This is a genomic window from Nonomuraea rhizosphaerae (genome assembly GCF_019396405.1).
GTDB lineage: Bacteria > Actinomycetota > Actinomycetes > Streptosporangiales > Streptosporangiaceae > Nonomuraea > Nonomuraea rhizosphaerae.
Map to the genome: position 1 here is coordinate 1 of NZ_JAHKRL010000152.1, position 23,296 is coordinate 23,296.

The following is a 23,296-nucleotide window of genomic DNA, read 5'->3' on the forward strand; positions in this document are numbered from 1 at the left end:
CCAGGGCCTCGACCGCGCGCGACCCCGGCTCGCCGCTGCCGATCGTGGGCAGCGGCGAGGACATGTGCTGGTTGATCGGGTCGTCGGAGGAGAGCCGCCCGCGGTAGAGGGCCTCCAGCAGGTCGCGCTCGACGATCGAGCCGACCACCTCGGCCGCCATGACCGGCGGCTCCTCCTTCATCACCGGTAGCTGCGAGACGGAGTACTCGCGCATGATCTCGATGGCCGTGCCCACCGACTCGTGCGGGTGGACGTGCACGAACGACGGCAGCCCCACCCCCTTGCGCGCCAGCACGTCGCCCACCAGCCCCTCGTCGGAGGTGGTGATGAGGAAGCCGTAGTCGGCCATCCAGTCGTCGTTGAAGATCTTGGACAGGTAGCCGCGGCCGCCGTCGGGCAGCAGCACGACCACCTTGCCGTCGGGGCCGGCCTGGGCCGCGACCTGGAGCGCCGCCACCACGGCCATCCCGCAGGAGCCGCCGACGAGCAGCCCCTCCTCGCGGGCGAGCCTGCGGGTCATGTTGAAGGAGTCCTTGTCGGACACCGCGATGATCTCGTCGCAGATCTTGGTGTCGTACGTGGCCGGCCAGATGTCCTCGCCGACGCCCTCCACCAGGTAGGGCCGCCCCGACCCGCCCGAGTACACGGAGCCCTCCGGGTCGGCGCCGACGATGCGGACCCGCCCGCCGGAGACCTCCTTGAGGTAGCGGCCGGTGCCGCTGATCGTGCCGCCGGTGCCGATGCCGGCCACGAAGTGGGTGATCTGCCCCCCGGTCTGCTCCCAGATCTCGGGACCGGTCGAGTGGTAGTGGGAGTCGGGGTTGTTGACGTTGGAGTACTGGTCCGGCTTCCAGGCGTTGGGCACCTCGCGGGCCAGCCGGTCGGAGACCGAGTAGTAGGAGTCGGGGTGGTCGGGCGAGACGGCCGTCGGGCAGACCACGACGTCGGCCCCGTACGCGCGCAGCACCGCGATCTTGTCCTGGGCCACCTTGTCCGGCACCACGAACAGGCACCGGTACCCCTTCTGCTGCGCCACGATGGCCAGACCGACGCCGGTGTTGCCGGACGTGGGCTCGACGATCACGCCACCGGGCCGCAGCTCCCCCGACGCCTCGGCGGCCTCGATCATGCGCACCGCGATGCGGTCCTTGACCGACCCGCCCGGATTGAAGTACTCGACCTTGGCGAGCACCTGGGCGGGCAGGCCGGAGGAGACCTTGTGCATCCTGACGAGCGGAGTGTTGCCCATGAGCTCAACCAGGGAATCGTAAACGCGCACCGAGGTGTTCACCTTCTTTGCCGAAGCTTGATCAGCTTGCCGAGCGCCGAGAGCCCGTGGGGGTGGGGGACGCTCGGCTAGTTTTTCAAGCAAACGCTACCGCCGAGTCAGGTCGAGGGGAGCAACGCACGTGGTCTGGGCAGCGGGCATGGCGCGCGCGGCGCGCAGGATCGCGACGGCCGCGGCGCTCGGTGGCGGAGGGCTGACGGTCCTCGGCGCCACCGCGTACGGCCTCCTGATGGCAGAGAGCCTGGTCGCCAGGCGGGTGATCGGCCGGCCGCACGGCCTGGAAGGGCCGCCGTCCGACGGCGTGTACGGCGAGTTCACCGGCCTGTCGCTCACCCTGGCCATGCTCGGCGACTCCACCTCCGTCGGCCTGGGCATGGCCGACCCGGCGAGAACCCCCGGCGCGCTGCTGGCCAACGGCCTGGCCGCCGTCGCCGAACGCCCGGTGCGGCTGTGCGTGGTCGGCAAGTCCGGGGCCCCGTCCGCCGAGCTCGACGGCCAGGTGGACAAGGCGCTGAAGGCGGATCCCGACATCGCCGTCATCTTCGTCGGGGCGAACGACGTCACCACCCAGACCCCGCCCGCCGTCGCCGTGCGGCACCTGGGCAAGGCGGTGCGCCGGCTGCGCGACGCGGGCGCGGAGGTGGTCGTGGGCACCTGCCCCGACCTGGGCACCGTGCGGCCCATCGGGCAGCCGCTGCGCTGGGTGACGCGGCGCTGGAGCCGTCAGCTCGCCGCCGCCCAGACGGTCGCGGTGGTGGACGCGGGCGGCCGTACGGTGGCGTTCGCCGACCTTCTGGGGCCGGAATTCGCTACAAACCCGGGCGAGATGTTCGGACCGGATCGTTTCCATCCATCTGACCGAGGTTACGCACAGGCCGCTTACGCGGTGCTACCTTCTGTATGCGCCGCGTTGGGGCTGTGGCCAGAGCCGCGGCCCGCTCGCGGCGAAGGACTGCAACCGATCTACCTTGCGGCGGCCACGGCCGCGGAGGAGTCCGGCACCGAGGTCTCCGCGACCCGGGTCGCCGGGCGGGCGACGGGTCCCCACGGCAAGTGGGCGACGCTGTTCCGCCGGCGGCTGGGGGAAACGGCCAACGACGCCTGACCCCGGTCACTCTCCGCACCGGAGCCGCCACGCCTCGTCCCCTTTGGAGTGGATTGCTCGTGCTCCGGCCCTTCGCCAACGCCGCCCTAGCCCTCGCCCTCACCGGACTCACCGGAGCCCTCGCCGGTTGCTCCGGCAGCGACGCGGCCACGGCGGACTTCCCGACCTGGCAGAACACCGGATTCGACGCGGTCAGCCGGATGGCGGCCGCGGGTGGAGTCGTCACGGCCACCTCCATGAAGCCCGACGGCACGCTGGAGACCGTCGCGCTCGACCTCGCCAAGGGCACGAAGCTGTGGGCCCACCCGGCCACCATGGCCGGCCGGCTGCCCGGCATGGGCGTCTCCGCGCCCGCCATCGTCGAGACCACGCCCGGCCAGGCCGCCGTCGTCGCGCTCGACCCGGCCAAGAGGGGCCGCTGGAACGCCACCCTCGTCGCCCGCGACGCGCGCACCGGCCGGCAGAAGTGGACCCGGCCCGTGCACTCGACGTTCGGCCCGCAGCGCTGCGGCCCGTACGTCTGCCTGTCCGAGCACACCGCCCTCGCCAACGCGCGCGTCGTCGTGCTCGACCCGGCCACGGGCAAGCAGATGTGGAAGCTGCCGGGAATCGCCGAGGTCGAGTGGTCCGACCCCACCCGGGTGCTGATGCTCCGCCTGGCCTCCAACCCGATGATCGAGTCGTACGAGCTGAAGACCGGCAAGCTGCAGTGGCAGCAGCCCATCGAGCAGGCGCTCGGGCCGGGCATCGACATGTCGGGCGGCTGGGCGTTCGGCTCGACCGGCGACAACCTGATCGGCTACGTCGCCCCCTACACCAACCCGCGGACCAAGAAGGTGTCCACGTTCGGGCTGTTCTCCATCAAGATCGGCGACGGCGCGATCAACTGGATGCGGCCCTCCGTCGTGCGCGTCTACCCCAGCGGCAGCCCCGGCTACGCCCCGGTCGTACGGCCGGTGGACCAGCAGGGCGTGTACGGCGGCTTCGCCCGGCTCGACTCCGGGAGCGGCCGGGTCGTGGGGCAGATCACCGCCTCCGAGGTGCCCGGCTCCGGCTGGTGGCTGGCCTTCCCCGACCGCATGGAGAAGCTGGGCTTCCTCAAGCACAACGCCAAGGGGTCGGCGTTCGACCTGACGACCGGCGAGGCGGTGCCGGTGGACGAGCAGCGCGGCTGGTCGTTCTGCGTCACCGACCCCAAGCCGCTGCCGTTGCGCGGGCAGGCGCCCGGGTTCTACTCGATCGCGGCCGTCTGCGAGTACGACCTGGCGAGCGGCAAGCGCGCCGCCACGCCGTCGGCGCCGCCGTCGTGGTTCACCGGCAGCCAGGGCGGGTGGCGGCTGTGGCGGGACGAGAAGGGCGCCATGCACGGCATCAACGACGGGACGGCCACGGCGCCGGGAATGTACGGCTGACGGCCCCTCCGGCGCCCCTCGGCCGCGCCCCCTCGCTCCCGCACCGCCACTCCCGCCCGTACGGGCTGAGGCGGTTGGAGAAGAGGCAGCCCGTACAGGCTGAGGCCTTCGGGAGGAACAGCTCGCGCGACTCCTTCTCCTCTCCGAGGGCCCTTCGGCCGCGCGGCCGAATTACTGGAATATAGTTCTAAGAGCTGACCAACCCAGGAGGGATCATGCCTGAAGCCGTGATCGTGGCGACGGCCCGCTCACCCATCGGACGCGCCTTCAAGGGATCGCTCAAGGACATCCGTCCGGACGACCTCACCGTGCAGATGATCAAGGCGGCGCTCGCCAAGGTGCCGCAGCTCGACCCCACGACGATCGACGACATCATGCTCGGCTGCGGCCTGCCCGGCGGCGAGCAGGGCTTCAACATGGCCCGCGTCGTGTCGGTGCTGCTCGGCCTCGACGGCGTGCCCGGCACCACGGTCACCCGCTACTGCTCCTCGTCCCTCCAGACCACCAGGATGGCCTTCCACGCCATCAGGGCGGGCGAGGGTGACGTGTTCGTCTCGGCGGGCGTGGAGACGGTCTCACGCTTCGCCAAGGGCAGCTCCGACTCCCTGCCCGACACGCAGAACCCGATCTTCGGCGAGGCGGTCGAGCGCAGCAAGTCGTTCGGCGAGGGCGGCCACACGTGGCACGACCCGCGCGAGGACGGCACGGTCCCCGACATCTACATCGCCATGGGCCAGACCGCCGAGAACCTGGCCCAGCTCAAGGGGGTCAGCCGCCAGGAGCAGGACGAGTTCGGCGTCCGGTCTCAAAACCTGGCCGAGAAGGCGCTGGCCGACGGCTTCTGGCAGAAGGACATCACCCCGGCGACGATGCCCGACGGCACCGTGGTCGAGAAGGACGACGGGCCGCGCGCCGGCACCACGTACGAGGCCGTGGCCGGGTTGAAGCCGGTCTTCCGCCCCGACGGCACGGTCACGGCGGGCAACTGCTGCCCGCTGAACGACGGCGCCGCCGCGGTGGTCGTGATGAGCGACACGCGCGCGGCCGAGCTGGGCATCACGCCGCTGGCGCGGATCGTCTCCACGGGCGTCACGGGCCTGTCCCCCGAGATCATGGGGCTGGGGCCGGTCGAGGCGTCGAAGCAGGCGCTCTCGCGCGCGGGCATGGCGATCGAGGACGTCGACCTGGTGGAGATCAACGAGGCGTTCGCCGCGCAGGTGATCCCCTCGTACCAGGACCTGGGCATCGACCTCGACCGGCTGAACGTCAACGGCGGGGCGATCGCGGTGGGCCACCCGTTCGGCATGACAGGCGCCCGCATCACCTCCACGCTGATCAACAGCCTGCGCCACCACGACAAGAGCATCGGGCTCGAGACCATGTGCGTGGGCGGCGGCCAGGGCATGGCGATGATCCTGGAGCGCCTGTCCTAGAGAAGCCGGGTGAGGAGCCGGCCGTCATCCGTGGCGGTCGGGTCCCGCCTTGGTGGGAGTGATCCGCAGGACGACCCGGCGCTCGCGCTCCATGGCCGTCCGGTAGTCGTCCCAGTCGGGGTGCTCGCCGGAGATCCCGCGGTAGTAGGCCACCAGCCGGTCCATCGCCTCCGGCAGTGACACGATCTCCGCCTCGCCCTCCACCTGGATCCAGGATCCGTAGAAGGCGTCCGTGAAGGCGCAGATCGCCACGCGGGCGTCGGCGCGGATGTTGCGGGTCTTGGTCGCGGTCTCCCTGGTGCTGACGACGAGACACCCGTCGTCGTCCACTCCGACCGCGACCGGCGACATCTGGGGCCGCCCGTCGGAGTGCCTGGTCAGGAGGATGGCGCGGTGGTTCTTCCTGAGGAAGTCGCGCGCGGCGTCTAGTTCCATGCCCCCATGATTACGCGCCCGTGCCGAGGGCACGGGCGCGGGTCGGTCGGGGTGGGCTCTACAGGAAGCCCATGCGGTTATGGCGGTACCGCTCGTGTTCGTGCACGATCGCGGCGGCGTAGCCATGGGTGAGCCCGTGCTCGTCGGCGAGCCAGTTGGCCCGTTCGTCGCACCTCAGGAAAGCCGGGCCGTTGTCGATGGCTTGAAACCACTCGGGGAGTTCGCGTCCCGTTATCGATGGGACCCTTGCGATGAGCTTCGTCTGCGTCTCCGGTGAGTGGTTCAAGGACATGGGCACCTCCACGGATTAAGGTCCTTTGCTCGACACTGCAACACGTCCCCCAGAAAGACAAGCCCCAACCTGGGACCATTTTGTGACGGGCCGTAGATTTTCGGTCGCGCAAAGAGAAGGGCCCCGCCGGATCGACGGGGCCCGGAAGATCGACGATCAGTCGCTGCGGGTGAAAATGGCGATGAACCGCAGGACCTCAAGGTAGATCCACACCAGGGTCAGGGTGAGCCCGAAGGCGCACTGCCAGGCGAACTTCTCCGGAGCGCCCTGCTTGACGCCCTCCTCGATCGAGTTGAAGTCGAGCAGGAGGAAGAAGCAGCCGGCCAGGATCATGACCACGCTGAAGATGAAGCCCATCGCGCTGTCGGTGCGCAGGCCGAGCCCGCCCGGGACGAAGAAGCCGACGATGAAGTTGACCAGCGACAGGCCGAGGAGCGCGATGACCGCGGCGATGCCGTATCTGACGAACTTCGGTGTCACCCGGATGATCCGCAGCGCGTAGACGGTCAGCACCGCGGCGAAGGCGAACATGGTGCCGAGCACCGCCTGGAGCACGATGCCGTTGTAGGCCGACTCGAAGACGCTGCTCACCGCGCCGAGGAAGACCCCCTCGAACGCGGCGTAGCCGAGGATCAGCGCCGGGTTGGTGCTCATCGTGAACGAGGCGATCAGCCCGAGGACGAGCGCGACGACGGCGGCGCCGATGGCCACGCCGACCGGCACGTCGAAGTACCAGGCGGCGGCCGCGGTCACGACGAGCGTGCCCAGGGTCATGAAGCCGCGCATCACGACGTCGTCGAGGGTCATGGCCCGGAAGGCGGGCTGGGTCGGGGGCGCGTACGACGGGGAGTCGTACATGTTCTGCAGCTGGCTGGGGGTGGGTGCGGGCCCTTGCCATCCCTGCTGCTGTCTGGTCCTGCTGAAAACGGGGTTCTTGCTCTCCATCGCTGCCTCCTGTGCGCCGAGCTTATTGGACCCGGCGTCACCTAGGTCAACTCGCGCCAGATCTATGTGGTTTCGAGACTTCAGCAGCGTGACAACGAACAGGTGCGGCGCCGAGTTCCCGCGGTTACCGTGCGTTGTTTATTGCAGCATTTCCTCTGGTAGATGCGGGTGCCCCCGGCGGGATTCGAACCCGCACTACAACCCTTTTAAGGGGTTTGCCTCTGCCTTTGGGCTACGGGGGCGCCGCAATCATACGAAACGGACCATGCTTCCGAGGAGCACAACTTCGCATCAGGCGTCACAACTGTGAAGTCTGCGGTGAAGTGATAGCGCTCCTGGCACTCTGTCCAGGAAGAGTATGCCGTCCAGATGGTCCAGTTGATGCTGAATGCACCTAGATTCGAATGCATCCGCCTCGATGGTGACGGGATCTCCCGTTCCAGGCAAGCGCCCGAGCACAGTGATTCGAGTTGCTCGCCTGACATCTCCTGTCAGACCGGGGATCGAGGCACACCCTTCGCGCCCGTCGTGCCAGCGGGAGGCCTCCGCGAGGCGAGGATTGACCATGACGCGCTCTCCGGCCCACGACCGACCTCCCGGGTGGCCGCGGGTGTCGAAGGCGATGAGCCGCCAACTCAGGCCGATCTGGGGGGCGGCCAGCCCGGCCGTCCCCCTCGCGTTCCTGAGGGTGGCGAGAAGGTCGGCCGCGGCGGCGACCACGCGGGGGTCCGTGGGGTCCACCTGCTGGGCGGGGACCGACAGGAGCGGGTGCGGGGCGCCGAGCACCTGCCGGGCGGTGCCGCCCGACGGGTTCACAGGAGGTCCGGTTCGACGGGGCGGAAGGTTATCTCCGAGTCGAGGCCCGAGCCGACCTCGGCCAGCCCGCGCATGAGCCCGGCCACGTCCACCCGCTCGGGCAGCTCGACGTCGGCGATGAGGACGTACAGGCGCCCGGTGAGCCTGGTGCTCATGCCGGTGATGTTGCCGCCGACCGAGGCCAGCTCGGCGCTGATGGCCGAGATGATGCCGGGGCGGTCGGGCCCGTGCACGGTCAGCACGTAACCGAGCCCGTCGGACTGGCCGCGGAAGTAGCGGCGGGCCTCGACGGCAGAGGCGGTCACCACCAGGTCCGGGCCGCACAGGTGCTTGCCCAGCTCCTCGGCGCTCAGGTCGCCCGAGACCAGCAGCATCATCGCGACGTGGCCGCCGAGCAGCGTCATGGTCGAGTCCTGGATGTTCGCGCCGCAGTCCGCGAGCGAACCGGTGACCGCGGCGATCACGCCGGGCCGGTCCATGCCGAGCACGGTCACCGCTGAGAGCCCCACCCGAGTGCTTCCTCTCCCTAGAGATCGAGGATGCCGGAACGCCCCGGCGCGATCGCACCGGGGCGCTGCCGTACGCGGGCTAGCGGCGGGTCGTCGCGACGGCGGCCCTGAACCCGTCACGGGGATGCTCCATCTCACCCAGTGAGATGGTCTCCCGCTTGAAGAACAGGGCGAGCGTCCAGTCCACGACGACACGGACCTTGCGGTTCAGCGTCGGCACCCGCGACAGATGGTAGGTGCGGTGCATGAACCACGCAGGGAATCCGCGAAGCTTGACGCCATAGACGTTCGCGACGCCCTGGTGCAGGCCGAGACCGGCAACCGATCCGACGTACTTGTGGCGGTAATCCACCAGTTCCTCACCGCGGAGGTGGCGGACCAGGTTGTCGGCGAGCACCTTGGCCTGGCGTACGGCGTGCTGGGCGTTGGGGGCGCAGTACTGGCCCGGGTTCGTCACGTCGGGCACGCCGGCCGCGTCGCCGGCGGCGAAGGCGTCGGTGACGCCCGCGACGGTCAGCTTGGTCGTGGTCTTGACGCGGCCGCGCTCGTCGAGCGGCAGGCCGCCGCCGCCGACCACCGGGCTGGGCTTGACGCCCGCGGTCCAGACGAGGGTCTCGGCCTCGAACTTGGTGCCGTCCGAGAGCACCACGTGGCCGTCCTCGCACGACTCCAGGCGGGTGTCGAGCTTCACCTCGATGCCGCGCTCGCGCAGCTGCTCCAGCGTCCAGGCGCCCATCTCGGGGCCGACCTCGGGCAGCACCCGGTTGGTGGCCTCCACGAGGACCCAGCGGATGTCGGCCGGCTTGATGTTGCGGTAGTAGCGGGTCGAGTGCTTGGCCATGTCCTCCAGCTCGGCCAGCGCCTCGACGCCGGCGAAGCCCGCGCCGACCACCACGAACGTGAGCGCCCTGCGGCGCACCTCGGGGTCGTCGGTCGACTCGGCCACGTCGAGCAGGTGCAGCACGCGGTTGCGCAGCGCGATGGCCTCGCCCACGGTCTTGAACCCGATGCCGATGTCGGTCAGGCCGGGGATCGGCAGGGTGCGCGAGATCGAGCCCGCGGCCATCACGATGACGTCGTAGGCGATCCGGCGCGGCTCGCCCTCGGCGGGCTGGAAGGTGACGGCGCGCTCCTCGTGGTCGACCTCGGTGACCGTGCCGTTGAGCACGCTCACCTGTGGCAGCACGCGGCGCAGCGGGGCGACCATGTGGCGCGGGGACAGGTTGCCGGCCGCCGCCTCGGGGAGGAACGGCTGGTAGGTCATGTAGGACTGGGGGTCGATGATCGTGATGCGCACCTCGTTGTCGCGCAGCTCCCTGCGAAGCCTGCGCTGCAGCCGCAGTGCCGTGTAGAGGCCGACGTAACCGCCGCCGACGATGAGAATGTGCTTGTTCATCCTGCGTCCCCATCCCTTAGTGGGAGCTTGTGAAACCATTCACAAGGTTAGAACAAGCGGCTCGGCCATGCCATTCCTCGGACGGTGGGACGCGTCACATTCCCAGTTCGCGGGCCCTGGCGAAGACGTCGTCGAGCATCTGGGCGGTGACGCGGCCGGTGAAGGTGTTCTGCTGGCTGGGGTGGTAGCAGCCGATCAGGGTCGCCTCACCGGCCCGCACCTCCACCCCGTGGCCGAACGGCGGCCTGCTGGACGGCAGCTTGTACCCGGCCTGCCTGAGCGCCGGCCACATGGCCTGCCAGGCGAACCCGCCGAGCGCGACGACCACCCGCGCCGACGGCCTGGTCAGCTCCAGCTCGCGGGCCATCCACGGGAAGCAGGCGCGCTTCTCCTCGGGCGTCGGCTTGTTCGCCGGCGGGGCGCAGCGCACCGACGCCAGCATCCTGGCGCCGATCAGCTTCTGGCCGTCGCCCGCGTACGCGCTGGTCTCCTGCGCGGCCAGGCCGACGCGGTGCAGCGAGGCGAACAGCCAGTCGCCGCTGCGGTCGCCGGTGAAGATCCGCCCGGTCCTGTTGCCCCCGTGCGCGGCGGGCGCCAGCCCGACGATCAGGACGCGCGGCTCCTCCTCGCCCCACCCGGCGATCGGCCGCCCCCAGTACGTCTCGTCCGCGAACGCCCGCCGCTTCACCTCGGCGACCTCCTCGCGCCACTCCACCAGGCGGGGACAGGCCCGGCAGACCGACTGGGCGGCCGTCAGCTCCGCGAGCGTGCCGCAGCCGGCGGCGAGGCGGCGCACGTCCTCGGGATCCAGCGCGACCGGCGTGTCAGCGCTCGCCGGGTCGTCGGGCCAGCCGGTGCCAGGAGGTACGAAACTCATGACACCGATGGTGCCCGATCGTTCACCTGGTGGGGGACGCCGAGGGTGACGGGGCGGGGCAGAGAGCGGGCACGGGCGCCCTGGCCGTCGCGTAGGCGACGTCCGGATCGGGACTGTACTCCGCCCCCATGACCGCGACCGCCAGCACCAGGACGCCCGCCAGGTTCAGGGCGGTCGCGACCGTGACAACGAGCACGCCCCTCGCGCGCCTGCCCATCCACACCGACGCCCAGACGGCGACGGCCACCAGCGCCCAGCCGAACAGGTCGTCGGGCACCAGCAGCCGCGGGCCGGTCAGCATCGTGAGCACGAACAGTCCCAGCACGTAACCGCGCAGCACCCACCATCCGGGCCGCAGCTCGGCCAGGAAGCCCGTCAAGCTCCGGTAGACCTCCTGCTCCAGCAGCCTGGCCCGCCATGCCCCGGCGCTCTCCCGCAGGCGGGAGCGGCGCCCGCGGGCCCTCGGCGAGCGCTCCTCGTAGGCGGCCAGCAACTCCTCCGCGTACGTCTCCGGCGGGCCCAGCCGCTGCTCCAGCGGCACGTCCGACTCCGCCGCGATCTCGGCCAGGTGGTCGTCGAGATCCTCCAGCAACTCCTCGCGCTCCGGGTGGCCGGCCAGGGCCTCGCGCACGGCCTGGGCGTACTGGTCGGGGGTGGTCATGCTTGCCCCTCCTTGAGCAGGGATGCCATGGTGGCCGCGAACGAGGTCCAGGTCTTGGCCGACGAGGCGTACATCGCCCGGCCGGCGTCGTTGAGGCCGTAGTACTTGCGGTGCGGCCCCTCGTCGGAGGCCACCACGTACGAGGTGAGCGCCCCGGCCTTGTACAGCCGGCGCAGGGTGCCGTACACGGAGGCGTCGCCGACGTCGTCGAGCCCGGCCTCCCTCAGCCTGCGCAGCACGTCGTAGCCGTAGCCGTCGCGCTCGTCGAGCACCGCGAGGACGGCCAGGTCGAGCACGCCCTTGAGCAGTTGACTGCTGTCCACGCTATGCACACTACTACGCAAAGCGCAGTAGTGGCAAAGGAAAAACCGGGTGGCGCCCCGAGGAGCGGCCACCCGGTTCAGTCACACCTGATCAGGCACCCTGGTCGGCGACCGGCTTCGGGCAGCTCACCGAGAAGGAGGTGGACGAGGAGGCGCTGCCGGGGCTGTAGACCACGAGCTGCACAGAGCCCTTGGTCTCGGAGGCGTTGTGCGCCCCCGCGATGCCCCAGGTCACCTCGACGCTGCCGTTGACCTGACGCGTCAGGTCCGGGTTCTCGCGCTTGCCGTCGACCACCCAGTAGTACTTCACGGTGGTCGGGGCGGAGCTGGAGATCGTCGCCTTGAAGTCGACGCCCGGGCCGCGCTTGTCGGCGCAGAAGTCGTTGCGCTGGCCGACGGAGATGCCGGAGACCGAGACCTTCGGCGCCGGAGCCTGGCACGCGGCGTAGGACTGCGTGACGGAGTCGTTGTTGCGCGGACCGGAGACCGTCAGGGTCACCCTGCCGCCCTTCGTCGCGTCACCGCTCAGCACGCGGTCCGACAGCTGCACGGTGCGAGAGCCCTCGCGACCGAAGAACAGGTCGCCCGTGTCGACGGGCCGGCCGTTGACCGACCACACGTACTCGACCCGCGCGCGGCCGGTCGAGGAGACGGTGGCGTGCGCGCCGACCTTGCAGCCGTCGTTGTTGGTCGCGGTCACCAGACCGGAGGCCGAGACCCTGGCCACGGGCGCGGGGTGCTCGTCCTTGCACAGCACCTTGTAACCGGCGCTGTCAGACGAGTACGTGCGGGCGCCCCAGGCCTGGAGCACCGCGTAACCGCGCTCGCTCTCACGCGGCGAGTACCCGAAGTACACCTTCCGCGCGTTGTACACCTTGACCTTGCCGGAGTCCACGACCCGGCCGTTGAGCACCCAGCGGTACCTGACCCACGCGGGGTCGGCGGTCCTGATCAGGCCCTTGAAGCCGATCTTGGTGCCCGGGGTGCAGGACCCCACGTACGAGCTGGGGTCGGCCCAGGCGCTGACCGAGACCCGGTTCCTGTGCTTCTTCTCGATGATCACCTTCGAGCAGGTGACCGAGAAGTAGCCCTTCTTGGAGGTCACCTTGCGCGGACCGAGGACCTGGACGGCCTCCCAGCCCTTGACGTCCTCGTCGAACGTCAGGCGCTCCTTGACCTTGATCGCCTTGGTGCCGTGGCCCTTGAGGCTCAGCACCTTGACCTTGCCCTTGGATCCGTCGCCGTGGAGCCAGCGATAGGCCAGCTTGGTCCTGCCGTCCAGCTTGACCTTGACGGTGGCCGAGACGTCCACCGCAGCCGGACAACCGCCCTCGTAGTCGCGGGTCGCCGCCCTGGGCGTCGACACCGATACCTTGGGCGTGGTCTTGGTCGAGGCGGTGGCGGCAGTGGCCTTGGCCGCCGCCACCTCGGTCGACGCCTGCGCGGGAGCGGCTGCCAGCCCCGCGAGCACGGCGCCCAGCACGGCGGCGGAGGCCCCGACGGCCGCCGCTTTACGCGCTAAGGGAGAGGACTTCATGGTGAGAGTGCTCCATTCCGTTAGGGAAAAGATGCGCTCGGGAACGGTCGCCACGCCGACACCATCCGTGTCCGGCGATATGACAAAGCCCCCGTATTGCACCATTACCTAAGCACAAAACTGATTGCACACTCAACATGGCAGCACAACCCAAATGTCCAGATTTGGTCATGCATATCAGGCAACCGAGTAGGCAATTCCATCCAAGATGTCGTGTTCGCTGACGACGACCTGGGAAAATGCGAAACGGCTCACCACTCGGTCCAGAATCAGGGCTCCCGCGCCAATCACATCAACTCGTCCGGGATGCATCACCGGAATCCCCGCGCGATCACCATGGGTCATGGCCAGCAGCCGCCGCGTGACGTCGTGCACCTGCTCGGCGCTCACCCGGGAGTGATGGATCCGCTCCGAGTCGTAGGCGGGCAGGTCGAGCGCGATGCCCGCGACGGTCGTGACGGAGCCGGCCAGCCCCACGAGCGTGTGCGCCCGCTGGACCGGCACCTCCCGCTCCACCCGGTCGAGCGCCGCGTCGATGTCGGCCGTCAGCGCCCGCAGCGCCTGGGCGGACGGCGGGTCACCCGCGTCGCGCAGATGCCGCTCGGTCAGGCGCACACAGCCGATGTCGACCGACAGCGCGCCGTCGACGTGCTCGGAGCCGACGACGAACTCGGTCGAGCCGCCGCCGATGTCCACGACCAGGTAAGGGGGCAGCGGCCCCTGCGGCATCTCCGTCTCCGGCGACAGCCGCAGCAGCCCTCTGGTCGCCCCGGTGAACGACAGCTCGGCCTCCTCGGCGCCCGTCACCACCTCGGGGTCGACGCCGAAGATCTCCCGTACGCCGTCGGCGAACTCCTGCCGGTTGGCCGCGTCGCGGGTCGCGCTGGTGGCCACCACCCGGGTCGCCGTGGCGCCGTGCTGGTCGATGAGCTTGCGGTAGGAGCGCATCGCGCCGAACGTCCGCTCCAGCGCGTCGGGCGCCAGGCGCCCCGTCCTGTCCACGCCCTGGCCCAGGCGGACGATCTCCATCCGCCGCTCTACGTCCGTGAACTCCTCCTGGTCGCCGACGTCGGCGATCAGCAGGCGCACGGAGTTGGTGCCGCAGTCGATGGCGGCTACACGCATGGTCCGTCACTCCACCACTCGGGGAGTGCGTCCAGCGCCTCCCGGCCGAACGGGTTGGCCCCCGGCACCGCCAGCTCGTGCGCGACGAGCGCGTGCAGGCACTTGACCCGCGACGGCATGCCGCCGGTGCTCTGCATGTCGCGCGGCAGCGGCTCCATGCCCTCGTCGTCGGCCGCCTTGTCGCGCCTGGCCACGTAGTCGTCGTGCGCGGCCCGGTAGGCGGCGGCCAGCTCCGGGTCGCCGGCCAGCCTGGCCTGCATCTCCCGCATCAGCCCCGAGCCCTCCAGCGTGCCGATCGCCGAGGCGGCCCTGGGGCAGGTCAGGTAGTAGAGGGTGGGGAACGGCGAGCCGTCGGGCAGCCGCGGCGCCGTCTCCACCACGTCGGGGTTGCCGCACGGGCAGCGGTGCGCCACCCCGCGCAACCCTCTCGGCGGGCGGCCCAGCTGCTGGTGCACCGCCTCGACGTCGCTGCTCTCCAAAGCTCTCCTTGTCATGAGGTGGGTCGCGTCGTGAAGCGGGTCATCCTGCCTTACGGCCTGTGCCCGCGTCGGCCGCCTCCACCGACTCCCACAACGTCTGGTACCACGGCGGGGTCTGCGCCGGCTGCTTGACCGCCGCCTGGCCCGTGCTCGGCTTCGGGTCCATGACCACGTAGCACTTCTCGCCGGGCCCGCAGTAGTGCAGCCGCTCCTTGGAGGCGCGCTTGATCCAGTTGGGGTCGCGGATCTGCTCCGCCTGGGCGGCCAGCGCCCTGCGGTCGGCCTCGACCCGCGCCTTCTCCGCCTGCAGCTCCGCGATGCCGCGGCGCTGGGCGATGTACTCGCGCACCGGGTAGGCCAGGCTCATGGCGATCGCGCACACCACGATCGCGAGGATGGCGGCCCGACCGGTCAGCTGTGGCCTTCTCGCCAATGTCCCGCTTCCCTTCCGTCGCCGTTCCCTGGGTGGCTCGCGGCATACCCGCCATGCCGCGAGCCGTACCCGAAACTAGCGCCGGAAACGCGGGAATGCCGCGCGACCCGCGTAGCGGGCCGCGTCATCGAGAACTTCCTCGATGCGCAGGAGCTGGTTGTACTTGGCCACGCGGTCGGACCGGGCGGGCGCGCCGGTCTTGATCTGACCGCAGTTGACCGCCACGGCCAGGTCGGCGATCGTCGTGTCCTCGGTCTCGCCGGAGCGGTGGCTCATCATGCAGCGGTAGCCGCTGCGGTGGGCCAGGTCGACCGCGTCGAGCGTCTCCGACAGCGTGCCGATCTGGTTGACCTTGACCAGCAGCGCGTTGGCGGTGCCCTCGCCGATGCCGCGGGCCAGCCGCTCGGGGTTGGTCACGAACAGGTCGTCGCCGACGAGCTGCACCTTGTCGCCCAGCGCGTCGGTGATGGCCTTCCAGCCCGCCCAGTCCTCCTCGTCGAGGGGGTCCTCGATCGAGACGAGCGGGTAGTTGGCGACCAGGTCCTCGTAGAAGGCGATGATCTCCTGCGCCGACAGGCCCTTGCCGTCGATCGTGTAGACGCCGTCCTTGTGGAACTCCGAGGCGGCCACGTCGAGCGCCAGCGCCACGTCCTCGCCCGGCGTGTAGCCGGCCCGCTCGATCGCGACCAGGATCAGGTCGAGCGCGTCGCGGTTGGAGGGCAGGTTGGGGGCGAAGCCGCCCTCGTCACCCAGCCCGGTGGCGTAGCCCTTCTCCTTCAGCACGCCCTTGAGCGCGTGGTAGACCTCGGTGCCCATGCGCACGGCCTCGCGGAACGACTCCGCGCCGATCGGCGCGATCATGAACTCCTGGATGTCCACGTTGGTGTCGGCGTGGGCGCCGCCGTTGAGGATGTTCATCATCGGGACGGGCAGCAGGTGGGCGTTGGGGCCGCCCAGGTAGCGGAACAGCGGCAGCTCGGCGGCGTCGGCGGCGGCCTTGGCGACGGCCAGGGACACGCCGAGGATGGCGTTGGCGCCCAGCTTCGACTTGTTCGGCGTCGCGTCCAGGTCGATCATGATCTGGTCGATGATCCGCTGGTCCTCGGCCTCGACGCCGCTGATCTCCTCGAAGATCTCGTCGGTGACGGCGAGCACGGCCTTCTCCACGCCCTTGCCGCTGTAGCGGTCGCCGCCGTCGCGCAGCTCCACGGCCTCGAACTGGCCGGTCGAGGCCCCGCTGGGCACCGCCGCGCGGCCCCTGCTGCCGTCGTCGAGTATCACCTCGACCTCGACGGTCGGGTTGCCCCGGGAGTCGAGGATCTCGCGAGCGTATACGACCTCGATGGTAGCCACGGGTGAGCTCCTAAATCGAAAGGCAATCTGCGCTCAGAGCCTATCGGTAGGGCCGGGGTCGGCCTTCCCGGACTCCTCCCAGCGGCGCACCCGCTCGCGGTAGGCGCGGGCGGCGGCGCGCAGCTCGGCCTCGGCGTCGAGACCGGCCTCCTGCGCCCGGCGCACCAGGTCGAACAGCTCGCGCGCCACGCCCTGCCCCACGGCCGCGGCCAGCCCGTCGGGGGCCCCGCCGCGCTCGGCCCGGCGGACGAGCTGGGCGGCCAGCGACAGGGCGGGCTGCCCCAGGGGGACGCCGTCGAGCACCGACGGCCGCTCCCCCTTCGAGGCCCGCTCGGCCGCCTTGATGGCCTCCCAGTTGTCGTTCACCTCGTCGGCGGTGTCAGCCCGTACGGAGCCGAACACGTGCGGGTGGCGGCGCACCAGTTTGTCCACGATGCCCTCGGCCACGTCGTCCATGTCGAAGCCCTCGGCCACCCTGGCGTGGAAGACCACCTGCAGCAGCAGGTCGCCCAGCTCCTCGCGCAGCGCCGGGTAGTCGCCCTGCTCGATCGTCTCCAGGACCTCGTAGGCCTCCTCCAGCAGGTACGGGACCAGCGTCTCGTGCGTCTGCTTGCGGTCCCACGGGCACTCGGTGCGCAGCCGCTCCATCACCGCGACCAGGTCCAGCACGCGGGCGCCGGGCAGGTCGTACGAGCCCGGCACGACCTCGATCAGCGGCGGGTCCTCCATGGCGACGGCGGCGTGGCCGACGGCGCGCATGAAGTCCTCGCCGTCGGTGCCGAGCCACACGACGGTCTCCGACACGGCGCGGCGGGCCAGCCCCGCGGGGTCGGGCGTGCCGACCGACACCTCGATCCCGGCCTCGGCCAGGTAGGGAAGCTGAGGGTGGTCCTCGGAGCCGGTGAGCACCTCACCCGAGCCGAACGCCCGCCACGCCTGGTGGCTCAGCAGGCCCGGCGCCACCCTGGGCGAGGTAGTGACGATGACGAGCGGCACGGCTCAGCCCTGGGGCTGCTGTTGCTGCTGCTGTTGCTGTTGCTGCTGTTCGGCGGGCGAGGGGGCCGAGGCCTTGCCGAAGCGGCCCGCGTCGACGAAGCCCTGCTGGCCGATCGTGCCGTAGCGGGGGCTGAAGACCGGGGCGAGCGCGTTGTACTCGACCTTGAACTTGTCCACGGCCTGCTGGTTGTCGGAGCCGCCGAACTGCTCCAGCACCTTGTTCACGCCGAGCAGCGCCCGCAGGTAGGCCCGCGGGTTGGACGGGGCGACGGCCTTGGACAGCAGGTTCATCTCCGGGGTCTGCTGCTCGCCGGTCTCCTTGGCCGCGGTGTCGATCTCCGTCTCGGTGACCTGCACCCCGAACTTGTCGGCGAGCTGCTGCTGGCGGCTCTGCTCGGCCATCCGCGACAGGACGAACTGGTTGATCGACACGCCGAGCTGGCTCGGGTCGATGCTGGCCTTGCGCAGCGCGGCCTCGTACTCCTGGACGTTCCTGTTCAGGTCGCGCGACGAGATGCGCTCCTTGCCGACGACGGCCGCGGCGCCCGCCTCCATGGGCGAGGAGCAGGCGGTCAGCGCGAGGCCCGCCAGAGCGGCGGCCACGGCAACTTTTATCTTCACTTGCGTCCCTTTCCGACAAAAGACCGGCGCTAGCTTACCCGCGCGGGCTCCAAGAACATGGCCTCGACCAGGTCGCCGCACCATTTGAGCAGGTCGAGGTCACGCAACGGCTGCCCGCCCAGAGGCTTGGTCTTGGGCACCGGCACCAGCAACGTCTCCGCGGCCTGCTTGTAGATGGCCTTCTTGTACAACCGGTCCAGGCGCACCTGCTGCGACTCACGCAGCCTGGCCGGGCCGAACTTGATGTTCTGGCCCTGCAGCGTGACGTCGGTCAGCCCGGCCTGGCGGGCCCTGATCCGGAAGCGGGCGACCGCCAGCAGGTTGTCCACCTCGACGGGCGGCTTGCCGTAGCGGTCGGTCAGCTCGGCGCGCACCTCGTCGATGTGGATGTCGGCGGTGATGGCGGCGATCCGCTTGTATGCCTCCAGGCGCAGCCGCTCGGAAGTGACGTAGTCGTGCGGGATGTGCGCGTTGATCGGCAGCTCGACCTTGACGTCGTGGTGCTCCTCGGTCACCTCCTGGCCCGACAGCTTGGCCTTCTGCTCCTGCACGGCCTCGGCCATCAGCCGGACGTACAGGTCGAAGCCGACGCCCGCGATGAAGCCCGACTGCTCGGCGCCGAGCACGTTGCCCGCGCCGCGGATCTCCAGGTCCTTCATCGCGACGTACATGCCGGCGCCCATCTCGGTGTGCTGGGAGATGGTGGCCAGCCGCTCGTGCGCGGTCTCGGTGAGCGGCTTCTCCGGCGGGTAGAGGAAGTAGGCGTAGCCGCGCTCCCTGCCCCGCCCGACCCGGCCGCGGAGCTGGTGGAGCTGGGAGAGGCCGTAGTTGTCGGCCCGGTCGACGATCAGCGTGTTGGCGTTGGGCACGTCGAGGCCGGACTCCACGATCGTGGTGGAGACGAGCAGGTCGTACTCGCGCTCCCAGAAGCCGATCATGATCTTCTCGAGCTGGTGCTCGTTCATCTGCCCGTGCGCCACCGCGATGCGGGCCTCGGGGACCAGCTCGCGCAGGCGGGCGGCGACCCGGTTGATCGAGGCGACCCGGTTGTGGACGAAGAAGATCTGGCCGTCGCGCATCAGCTCCCGTCGGATGGCGGCGGCGATCTGCTTCTCGTCGTACGGGCCCACGAAGGTGAGGATCGGGTGCCGCTCCTCCGGCGGGGTCAGGATCGTCGACATCTCGCGGATGCCGGTCAGGCCCATCTCCAGCGTGCGCGGGATCGGCGTGGCCGACATGGCCAGCACGTCCACCTGCGTGCGCAGGTGCTTCATGGCCTCCTTGTGCTCGACGCCGAAGCGCTGCTCCTCGTCGATGATGATCAGCCCCAGGTCCTTGAACCTGACCTCCGGGCTGAGCAGCCGGTGGGTGCCGATGACCAGGTCGACGGCGCCCGTCCTGAGCCCTTCGAGGGTGGCCTTGACCTCGCCGTCGGTCTGGAAGCGCGAGACCGGCTTGAGCGTGATCGGGAAGCTGGAGAAGCGCTCGGTGAACGTCGACATGTGCTGCTGCACCAGCAGCGTCGTCGGCACCAGCACGGCCACCTGCTTGCCGTCCTGGACGGCCTTGAACGCCGCGCGCACCGCGATCTCGGTCTTGCCGTAGCCGACGTCGCCGCAGATCAGCCGGTCCATCGGGACGCCGCGCTCCATGTCGCGCTTGACCTCGTCGATGGCCTCCAGCTGGTCGCCGGTCTCGGCGTACGGGAAGGCGTCCTCCATCTCGCGCTGCCACGGCGAGTCGCCGGCGAAGGCGTGACCCGGCGAGGCCATGCGCGCGGAGTAGAGGCGGATCAGCTCGCCGGCGATCTCCTTGACCGCCTTCTTGGCCCGGGACTTGGCCTTGGCCCAGTCGGCGCCGCCCATCCGGTTGAGCGTCGGGGCCTCGCCGCCGACGTAGCGGGTGACCTCGTCGAGCTGGTCGGTGGGCACGTAGAGGCGGTCGCCCTTGGCGTACTCGATGACCAGGTACTCGCGGGTGGCGCCCTGGACGGTGCGCTGCACCATCTCGATGTAGCGGCCGACGCCGTGCTGCTCGTGGACGACGTGGTCGCCGACCTTGAGCTGGAGCGGGTCCACCATGTTGCGGCGGCGGGACGGCAGGCGGCGCATGTCCTTGGTGGAGGCCTTCTGCCCGACGAGGTCGAGGTGGGTGAGCACGGCCAGGCCGGGGGTGATGAACCCGTGCTCGATCAGCCCGGTCGTCACGTGGACGACCTTCGCCTCCGGCGGGTTGTCCAGATATTTCTCCAGACGGGCGGGAACGTCCACGCCCTTCAGGACCTCGACCATGCGCTCGGCCGGGCCGTGGCCCTCGCTGAGCAGCACGACCGCCTTGTCCTGGGCCAGCCAGCCCTTGACGTCGTCGAGCGCCTTCCTGGTGTCGCCCCGGTAGGCCTCGGAGTCCTGGGCGTCCAGCTCGATGCCGGCCCCGAACGGCGCCATCGTCCACCACGGCTGCCCGAGCACGTCGGCGTGGCCGCGGATCTCCTCAAGGGTGCGGAACGCCGCCGCGCCCAGGTCGATCGGCGCCTCGCCGCCGGCCGCCGCGTTGATCCACGAGGCCTCCAGGAACTCCTGCGAGGTGCGGACGAGTTCCTCGGCCCGTCCCCTGATCCGCTCGGGATCGCAGACGAACACCGCGGCCCGCGCGGGCAAGTGGTCCAGCAGCAGGTCCATGTCGCCGGCCAGCACCGGCGCGAACGCCTCCATGCCCTCCACCGGCGTGCCCTCGGCGAGCTGGTCGAGCACCTCCAGCAGCGCCGGGTGCTCCCTGGCCAGCTCCCGCGCCCGCTGCCGCACCTCGGGCGTCAGCAGCAGCTCACGGCACGGCGGCGCGAACAGCCCGCCGTCGGCCGCCTCCAGCGAGCGCTGGTCGGCCACCTTGAACCAGCGGATCTCCTCGACCGTGTCGCCCCAGAACTCCAGCCGCAGCGGATGCTCCTCGGTCGGCGGGAACACGTCCAGCAGGCCGCCGCGCACGGCGACCTCGCCGCGCTTCTCCACCATGTCGACCCGGTGGTAGCCGTTGTCGACCAGCCGCTCGACGACCTCTTCCAGGTCGGCGTCGTCGCCCGCGCGCAGGCGGATCGGCTCCAGGTCGCCCAGGCCCTTCACGATCGGCTGCAGCAGCGCCCTGATCGGCGCCACCACCACGCTCAACGGCCCGGCCGCCGGGTCGTCCTTGATCGGGTGCGCCAGTCGGCGCAGCACGGCCAGCCGCTGCCCGACGGTGTCGCTGCGCGGCGAGAGCCGCTCGTGCGGCAGCGTCTCCCACGCCGGGAACACCGCGACGGAGCTGGGCTCGATGAGGCTGGTCAGGGCGCTGGCCAGATCTTCCGCCTCACGCCCGGTCGCGGTCACCGCCAGCACGGCGCGCTGGTCGTGCATGGCCAGCGCGGCCACGCCGAACGGCCGCAGCGCGGCGGGCGCGATCAGCGCGGCGTCGCCGCCCTCCTCGAGCGCGGCGGTCAACTTGGGGTCGGTACAAACAAGCTCAAGCAGGCCAGAAAGACTCATCAGGTTAGCCCCACGACGATTACCCCCGGCCGTGGCGGCAGCGGGGGTGTGATTCCCAGCCTACCCACCCTCCTCCGGCACCTTGTATCCCGGGACCGAGGGCCAGCGGACGGCCATGACCACCGATTCCTCCTCCGCGCGCCAGGAGTGGTCCACGCCCTTGCCCCACACCACGTAGTCGCCGGGCTTGGCCAGCAGGACGCTCCGACCAGGCAACTCGACCCGGAACCTGCCGCTGATGAGCACCAGCAGCGCCGTCCGCCCCTCACCCCTGACCCACTGCCGGCGCTCGTCGCCCGGCGGGTGGAGGCCCCATTTGATCTCCACGTCCGTGCTGTGTCTTGGGTCTCCCGTGGGTTTGAAATGGCCGAGCAGCCAGCCGCGGTCGGCCGCCGCGTCCACGTCCGCGTTGCCCACGTACACAAGTTCGGTCACGGGGCGGGACGCTAGCAGGCGGGACACGCCGCTCAGGCAACAAGAACCCCCAGGCGGCAGGTGCGTACCGGCGTCGATTGATTACTATCGGTGACATGTCTGAGGTGCGGTCGATCGCCACAAGAAGCGATCTCTTCGATCAGCGAGTACGCGAGCAGTGGGCAGGACAGCTCGGCCGGAGGCTCGACGTGCTCGTCGCCGGGTGCGCGCACGACGAGCCACTGGTCCTGGACCGGATCGACAACCGGGTCACCGGCGTCGACGAGGACCTGCCCGTCGTCAGGAGGGTGGTCGGCGAGCGGGCCGACCTCAGCAGGTGGTCGCTGGGCGACCTGCGCTGCGTGCCCCTGGCGCCGAGGTCGGTGGACGTGATCCAGCTCTCGTTCCTGCTGGAGCGCATCCCGCACGCCGAGCTGGTCTTCGACCGGCTGCTCCAGGCGCTGCGGCCCGGCGGCCTGATCCTGCTGCGGATGCGCGACAGGAGGTCCGCGTACGGCCTGCTCGACCGGCTCACCCCGGCGTGGATGCGGCGGCTGCTGTGGCGGCGGCTGGTGCCCAAGGGGACGCCGGGCCCGCTGCCCGCCGTCTACGAGCCGGTGACCTCCCGCGACGGGATGCACGCGTTCTGCCTGAGCCGCGGGCTCATGATCACCGACGATCACGCCACGACCAGCGGCCCGGCCCTGGGCCGGGTGGGCCGGGTGGCGGTGACGCTGATGGACAAGCTGACCCGGGGGCGCTTCCCCTCGACGCACGACGAGGTCGCCATGGTCATCAGAAAACCGCAGAACCACTTCGCCAGGCTCATCTAGCGACACACTGGTACCGAAGGATAAACTCCTTTCCTACCAAGTCAATCGGAATAGTTGGGATGGCGGATCGTGGAGTGGACCCCCGACGCTCGTGAGCTGGCCGACCTGGAGCTGCTGCTCTCCGGCGCGTTCCAGCCGCTGACCGGGTACCTGGGCCACGACGACCTGCACACGGTGCACGAGCGCGGCACGCTCGCCGACGGCACGCCGTGGCCCGCGGCCGTCACCCTGCACCTGCCCCTGGAGGCCGGGCCCGGTGACGAGGTCACGCTGCTCGACCCCGAGGCCGTGCCGCTGGCCGTGCTCACCGTCGCCGGACGTGAGCCCGACGGCCTGACCTCCGGTCCGGTCAGGGGGCTGGGCACCGCCGAGCACGGGCCGTTCGCCCGGCTCCGCCGCACTCCCGCCGAGGTGCGCGAGGCGCTCGGCGGGCGAGCGGCGCTCGGGGTCACGATGCGGGGGCCGCTCGACGACCTCACCGAGGTCGTCGCCACC

Annotated in this window: 23 protein-coding genes, 1 tRNA gene and 1 pseudogene; 5 read left to right on the top strand and 20 right to left on the bottom strand. The window is 70.4% G+C overall.

The window, feature by feature from the left end:
- A partial coding sequence (locus KME77_RS07375) for a cystathionine beta-synthase (RefSeq protein WP_219463265.1) occupies positions 1–1,279 on the bottom strand: 1,279 nt, incomplete at its 3' end.
- A 130-nt stretch (positions 1,280–1,409) separates the two neighbouring features.
- Here KME77_RS07375 and KME77_RS07380 point away from each other — a divergent pair.
- The 3 genes from KME77_RS07380 (at position 1,410) to KME77_RS07390 (ending at position 5,238) form a co-directional block, all read left to right on the top strand.
- Entirely contained in the window at positions 1,410–2,393 is a 984-nt protein-coding gene (locus tag KME77_RS07380) for an SGNH/GDSL hydrolase family protein (protein WP_308250601.1), read from the top strand.
- A gap of 59 nt (positions 2,394–2,452) precedes the next feature.
- Entirely contained in the window at positions 2,453–3,805 is a 1,353-nt protein-coding gene (locus tag KME77_RS07385) for an outer membrane protein assembly factor BamB family protein (RefSeq protein WP_219463268.1), read from the top strand.
- 215 nt (positions 3,806–4,020) lie between these two features.
- On the top strand, positions 4,021–5,238 hold the full coding sequence (locus KME77_RS07390; protein WP_219463270.1) for an acetyl-CoA C-acetyltransferase: 1,218 nt from the start codon (positions 4,021–4,023) through the stop codon (positions 5,236–5,238).
- A 24-nt stretch (positions 5,239–5,262) separates the two neighbouring features.
- Here the strand turns inward: KME77_RS07390 and KME77_RS07395 are convergent, their stop codons facing one another.
- The 19 genes from KME77_RS07395 to KME77_RS07485 all read right to left on the bottom strand — a co-directional run bounded on the left by KME77_RS07395 (position 5,263) and on the right by KME77_RS07485 (position 21,989).
- Positions 5,263–5,673: a PPOX class F420-dependent oxidoreductase gene (locus KME77_RS07395; RefSeq protein WP_219463272.1), complete on the bottom strand. Its 411-nt coding sequence runs from the start codon at positions 5,671–5,673 to the stop codon at positions 5,263–5,265.
- A gap of 58 nt (positions 5,674–5,731) precedes the next feature.
- Positions 5,732–5,965 carry a DUF4287 domain-containing protein gene (locus tag KME77_RS07400; RefSeq protein ID WP_219463274.1) on the bottom strand — a complete coding sequence of 78 codons (234 nt, stop codon included), beginning with the start codon at positions 5,963–5,965 and terminating at the stop codon, positions 5,732–5,734.
- Positions 5,966–6,121: 156 nt separating this feature from the next.
- The gene (locus KME77_RS07405) at positions 6,122–6,910 is read right to left on the bottom strand and encodes a Bax inhibitor-1/YccA family protein (RefSeq protein ID WP_219463276.1); all 789 of its coding nucleotides are present in this window, start codon (positions 6,908–6,910) and stop codon (positions 6,122–6,124) included.
- A 169-nt stretch (positions 6,911–7,079) separates the two neighbouring features.
- Positions 7,080–7,152 (bottom strand) — tRNA-Leu (locus KME77_RS07410).
- 49 nt (positions 7,153–7,201) lie between these two features.
- The gene (locus KME77_RS30475; RefSeq protein ID WP_219463279.1) at positions 7,202–7,726 is read right to left on the bottom strand and encodes a peptide deformylase; all 525 of its coding nucleotides are present in this window, start codon (positions 7,724–7,726) and stop codon (positions 7,202–7,204) included.
- Positions 7,723–8,235, bottom strand: a complete 513-nt coding sequence (locus KME77_RS07420) for a glycine cleavage system transcriptional repressor (protein ID WP_219463280.1) — start codon at positions 8,233–8,235, stop codon at positions 7,723–7,725. The genes KME77_RS30475 and KME77_RS07420 overlap by 4 nt, the downstream gene beginning before the upstream one ends.
- 79 nt (positions 8,236–8,314) lie before the next feature.
- Positions 8,315–9,631: an NAD(P)/FAD-dependent oxidoreductase gene (locus KME77_RS07425; protein ID WP_219463282.1), complete on the bottom strand. Its 1,317-nt coding sequence runs from the start codon at positions 9,629–9,631 to the stop codon at positions 8,315–8,317.
- 94 nt (positions 9,632–9,725) lie between these two features.
- Positions 9,726–10,508, bottom strand: a complete 783-nt coding sequence (locus KME77_RS07430; RefSeq protein WP_219463284.1) for a uracil-DNA glycosylase — start codon at positions 10,506–10,508, stop codon at positions 9,726–9,728.
- Between the two features lie 22 nt (positions 10,509–10,530).
- A complete protein-coding gene (locus KME77_RS07435; protein ID WP_219463287.1) occupies positions 10,531–11,169 on the bottom strand; it encodes a hypothetical protein in 639 nt (212 codons plus the stop codon).
- On the bottom strand, positions 11,166–11,492 hold the full coding sequence (locus KME77_RS07440; RefSeq protein WP_219463289.1) for a PadR family transcriptional regulator: 327 nt from the start codon (positions 11,490–11,492) through the stop codon (positions 11,166–11,168). The genes KME77_RS07435 and KME77_RS07440 overlap by 4 nt, the downstream gene beginning before the upstream one ends.
- Before the next feature lie 91 nt (positions 11,493–11,583).
- Positions 11,584–13,029 carry a hypothetical protein gene (locus KME77_RS07445; protein WP_219463291.1) on the bottom strand — a complete coding sequence of 482 codons (1,446 nt, stop codon included), beginning with the start codon at positions 13,027–13,029 and terminating at the stop codon, positions 11,584–11,586.
- A gap of 177 nt (positions 13,030–13,206) precedes the next feature.
- A complete protein-coding gene (locus KME77_RS07450) occupies positions 13,207–14,154 on the bottom strand; it encodes a Ppx/GppA phosphatase family protein (RefSeq protein WP_219463293.1) in 948 nt (315 codons plus the stop codon).
- Complete coding sequence (locus KME77_RS07455; protein ID WP_372451149.1) at positions 14,145–14,633, bottom strand: DUF501 domain-containing protein; 489 nt, start codon at positions 14,631–14,633, stop codon at positions 14,145–14,147. Before KME77_RS07455 ends, KME77_RS07450 begins: the two co-directional genes overlap by 10 nt.
- Positions 14,634–14,673: 40 nt before the next feature.
- Complete coding sequence (locus KME77_RS07460; protein ID WP_219463297.1) at positions 14,674–15,066, bottom strand: FtsB family cell division protein; 393 nt, start codon at positions 15,064–15,066, stop codon at positions 14,674–14,676.
- A 75-nt stretch (positions 15,067–15,141) separates the two neighbouring features.
- Positions 15,142–16,419 carry a phosphopyruvate hydratase gene (gene eno / locus KME77_RS07465; RefSeq protein ID WP_219463299.1) on the bottom strand — a complete coding sequence of 426 codons (1,278 nt, stop codon included), beginning with the start codon at positions 16,417–16,419 and terminating at the stop codon, positions 15,142–15,144.
- Between the two features lie 33 nt (positions 16,420–16,452).
- Positions 16,453–17,415 (bottom strand): nucleoside triphosphate pyrophosphohydrolase, encoded by a 963-nt coding sequence (locus KME77_RS07470; protein ID WP_219463301.1) that lies wholly within the window; start codon positions 17,413–17,415, stop codon positions 16,453–16,455.
- Between the two features lie 3 nt (positions 17,416–17,418).
- Positions 17,419–18,120, bottom strand: a complete 702-nt coding sequence (locus KME77_RS07475) for a SurA N-terminal domain-containing protein (RefSeq protein ID WP_246609367.1) — start codon at positions 18,118–18,120, stop codon at positions 17,419–17,421.
- Positions 18,066–21,554 (bottom strand): transcription-repair coupling factor, encoded by a 3,489-nt coding sequence (gene mfd / locus KME77_RS07480; protein WP_219463305.1) that lies wholly within the window; start codon positions 21,552–21,554, stop codon positions 18,066–18,068. The genes KME77_RS07475 and mfd overlap by 55 nt, the downstream gene beginning before the upstream one ends.
- A 60-nt stretch (positions 21,555–21,614) precedes the next feature.
- On the bottom strand, positions 21,615–21,989 hold the full coding sequence (locus KME77_RS07485; protein WP_219463307.1) for a cupin domain-containing protein: 375 nt from the start codon (positions 21,987–21,989) through the stop codon (positions 21,615–21,617).
- 95 nt (positions 21,990–22,084) lie between these two features.
- Here KME77_RS07485 and KME77_RS07490 point away from each other — a divergent pair, with 95 nt between their 5' ends.
- Positions 22,085–22,801, top strand: a complete 717-nt coding sequence (locus KME77_RS07490) for a class I SAM-dependent methyltransferase (RefSeq protein WP_219463309.1) — start codon at positions 22,085–22,087, stop codon at positions 22,799–22,801.
- Positions 22,802–22,870: 69 nt separating this feature from the next.
- Positions 22,871–23,296: pseudogene (locus KME77_RS07495) on the top strand (adenylyl-sulfate kinase); the annotation flags it as partial.

Bases quoted from the DNA above. Each gene is read 5' to 3' on its own strand.
- KME77_RS07390 (WP_219463270.1), top strand. From the start codon at position 4,021: ATGCCTGAAGCCGTGATCGTGGCGACGGCCCGCTCACCCATCGGACGC.
- KME77_RS07395 (WP_219463272.1), bottom strand. From the start codon at position 5,673: ATGGAACTAGACGCCGCGCGCGACTTCCTCAGGAAGAACCACCGCGCC.
- KME77_RS07400 (WP_219463274.1), bottom strand. From the start codon at position 5,965: ATGTCCTTGAACCACTCACCGGAGACGCAGACGAAGCTCATCGCAAGG.
- KME77_RS07405 (WP_219463276.1), bottom strand. From the start codon at position 6,910: ATGGAGAGCAAGAACCCCGTTTTCAGCAGGACCAGACAGCAGCAGGGA.
- KME77_RS07425 (WP_219463282.1), bottom strand. From the start codon at position 9,631: ATGAACAAGCACATTCTCATCGTCGGCGGCGGTTACGTCGGCCTCTAC.
- KME77_RS07430 (WP_219463284.1), bottom strand. From the start codon at position 10,508: ATGAGTTTCGTACCTCCTGGCACCGGCTGGCCCGACGACCCGGCGAGC.
- KME77_RS07435 (WP_219463287.1), bottom strand. From the start codon at position 11,169: ATGACCACCCCCGACCAGTACGCCCAGGCCGTGCGCGAGGCCCTGGCC.
- KME77_RS07445 (WP_219463291.1), bottom strand. From the start codon at position 13,029: ATGAAGTCCTCTCCCTTAGCGCGTAAAGCGGCGGCCGTCGGGGCCTCC.
- KME77_RS07450 (WP_219463293.1), bottom strand. From the start codon at position 14,154: ATGCGTGTAGCCGCCATCGACTGCGGCACCAACTCCGTGCGCCTGCTG.
- KME77_RS07475 (WP_246609367.1), bottom strand. From the start codon at position 18,120: ATGGTGCGGCGACCTGGTCGAGGCCATGTTCTTGGAGCCCGCGCGGGT.
- mfd (WP_219463305.1), bottom strand. From the start codon at position 21,554: ATGAGTCTTTCTGGCCTGCTTGAGCTTGTTTGTACCGACCCCAAGTTG.
- KME77_RS07490 (WP_219463309.1), top strand. From the start codon at position 22,085: ATGTCTGAGGTGCGGTCGATCGCCACAAGAAGCGATCTCTTCGATCAG.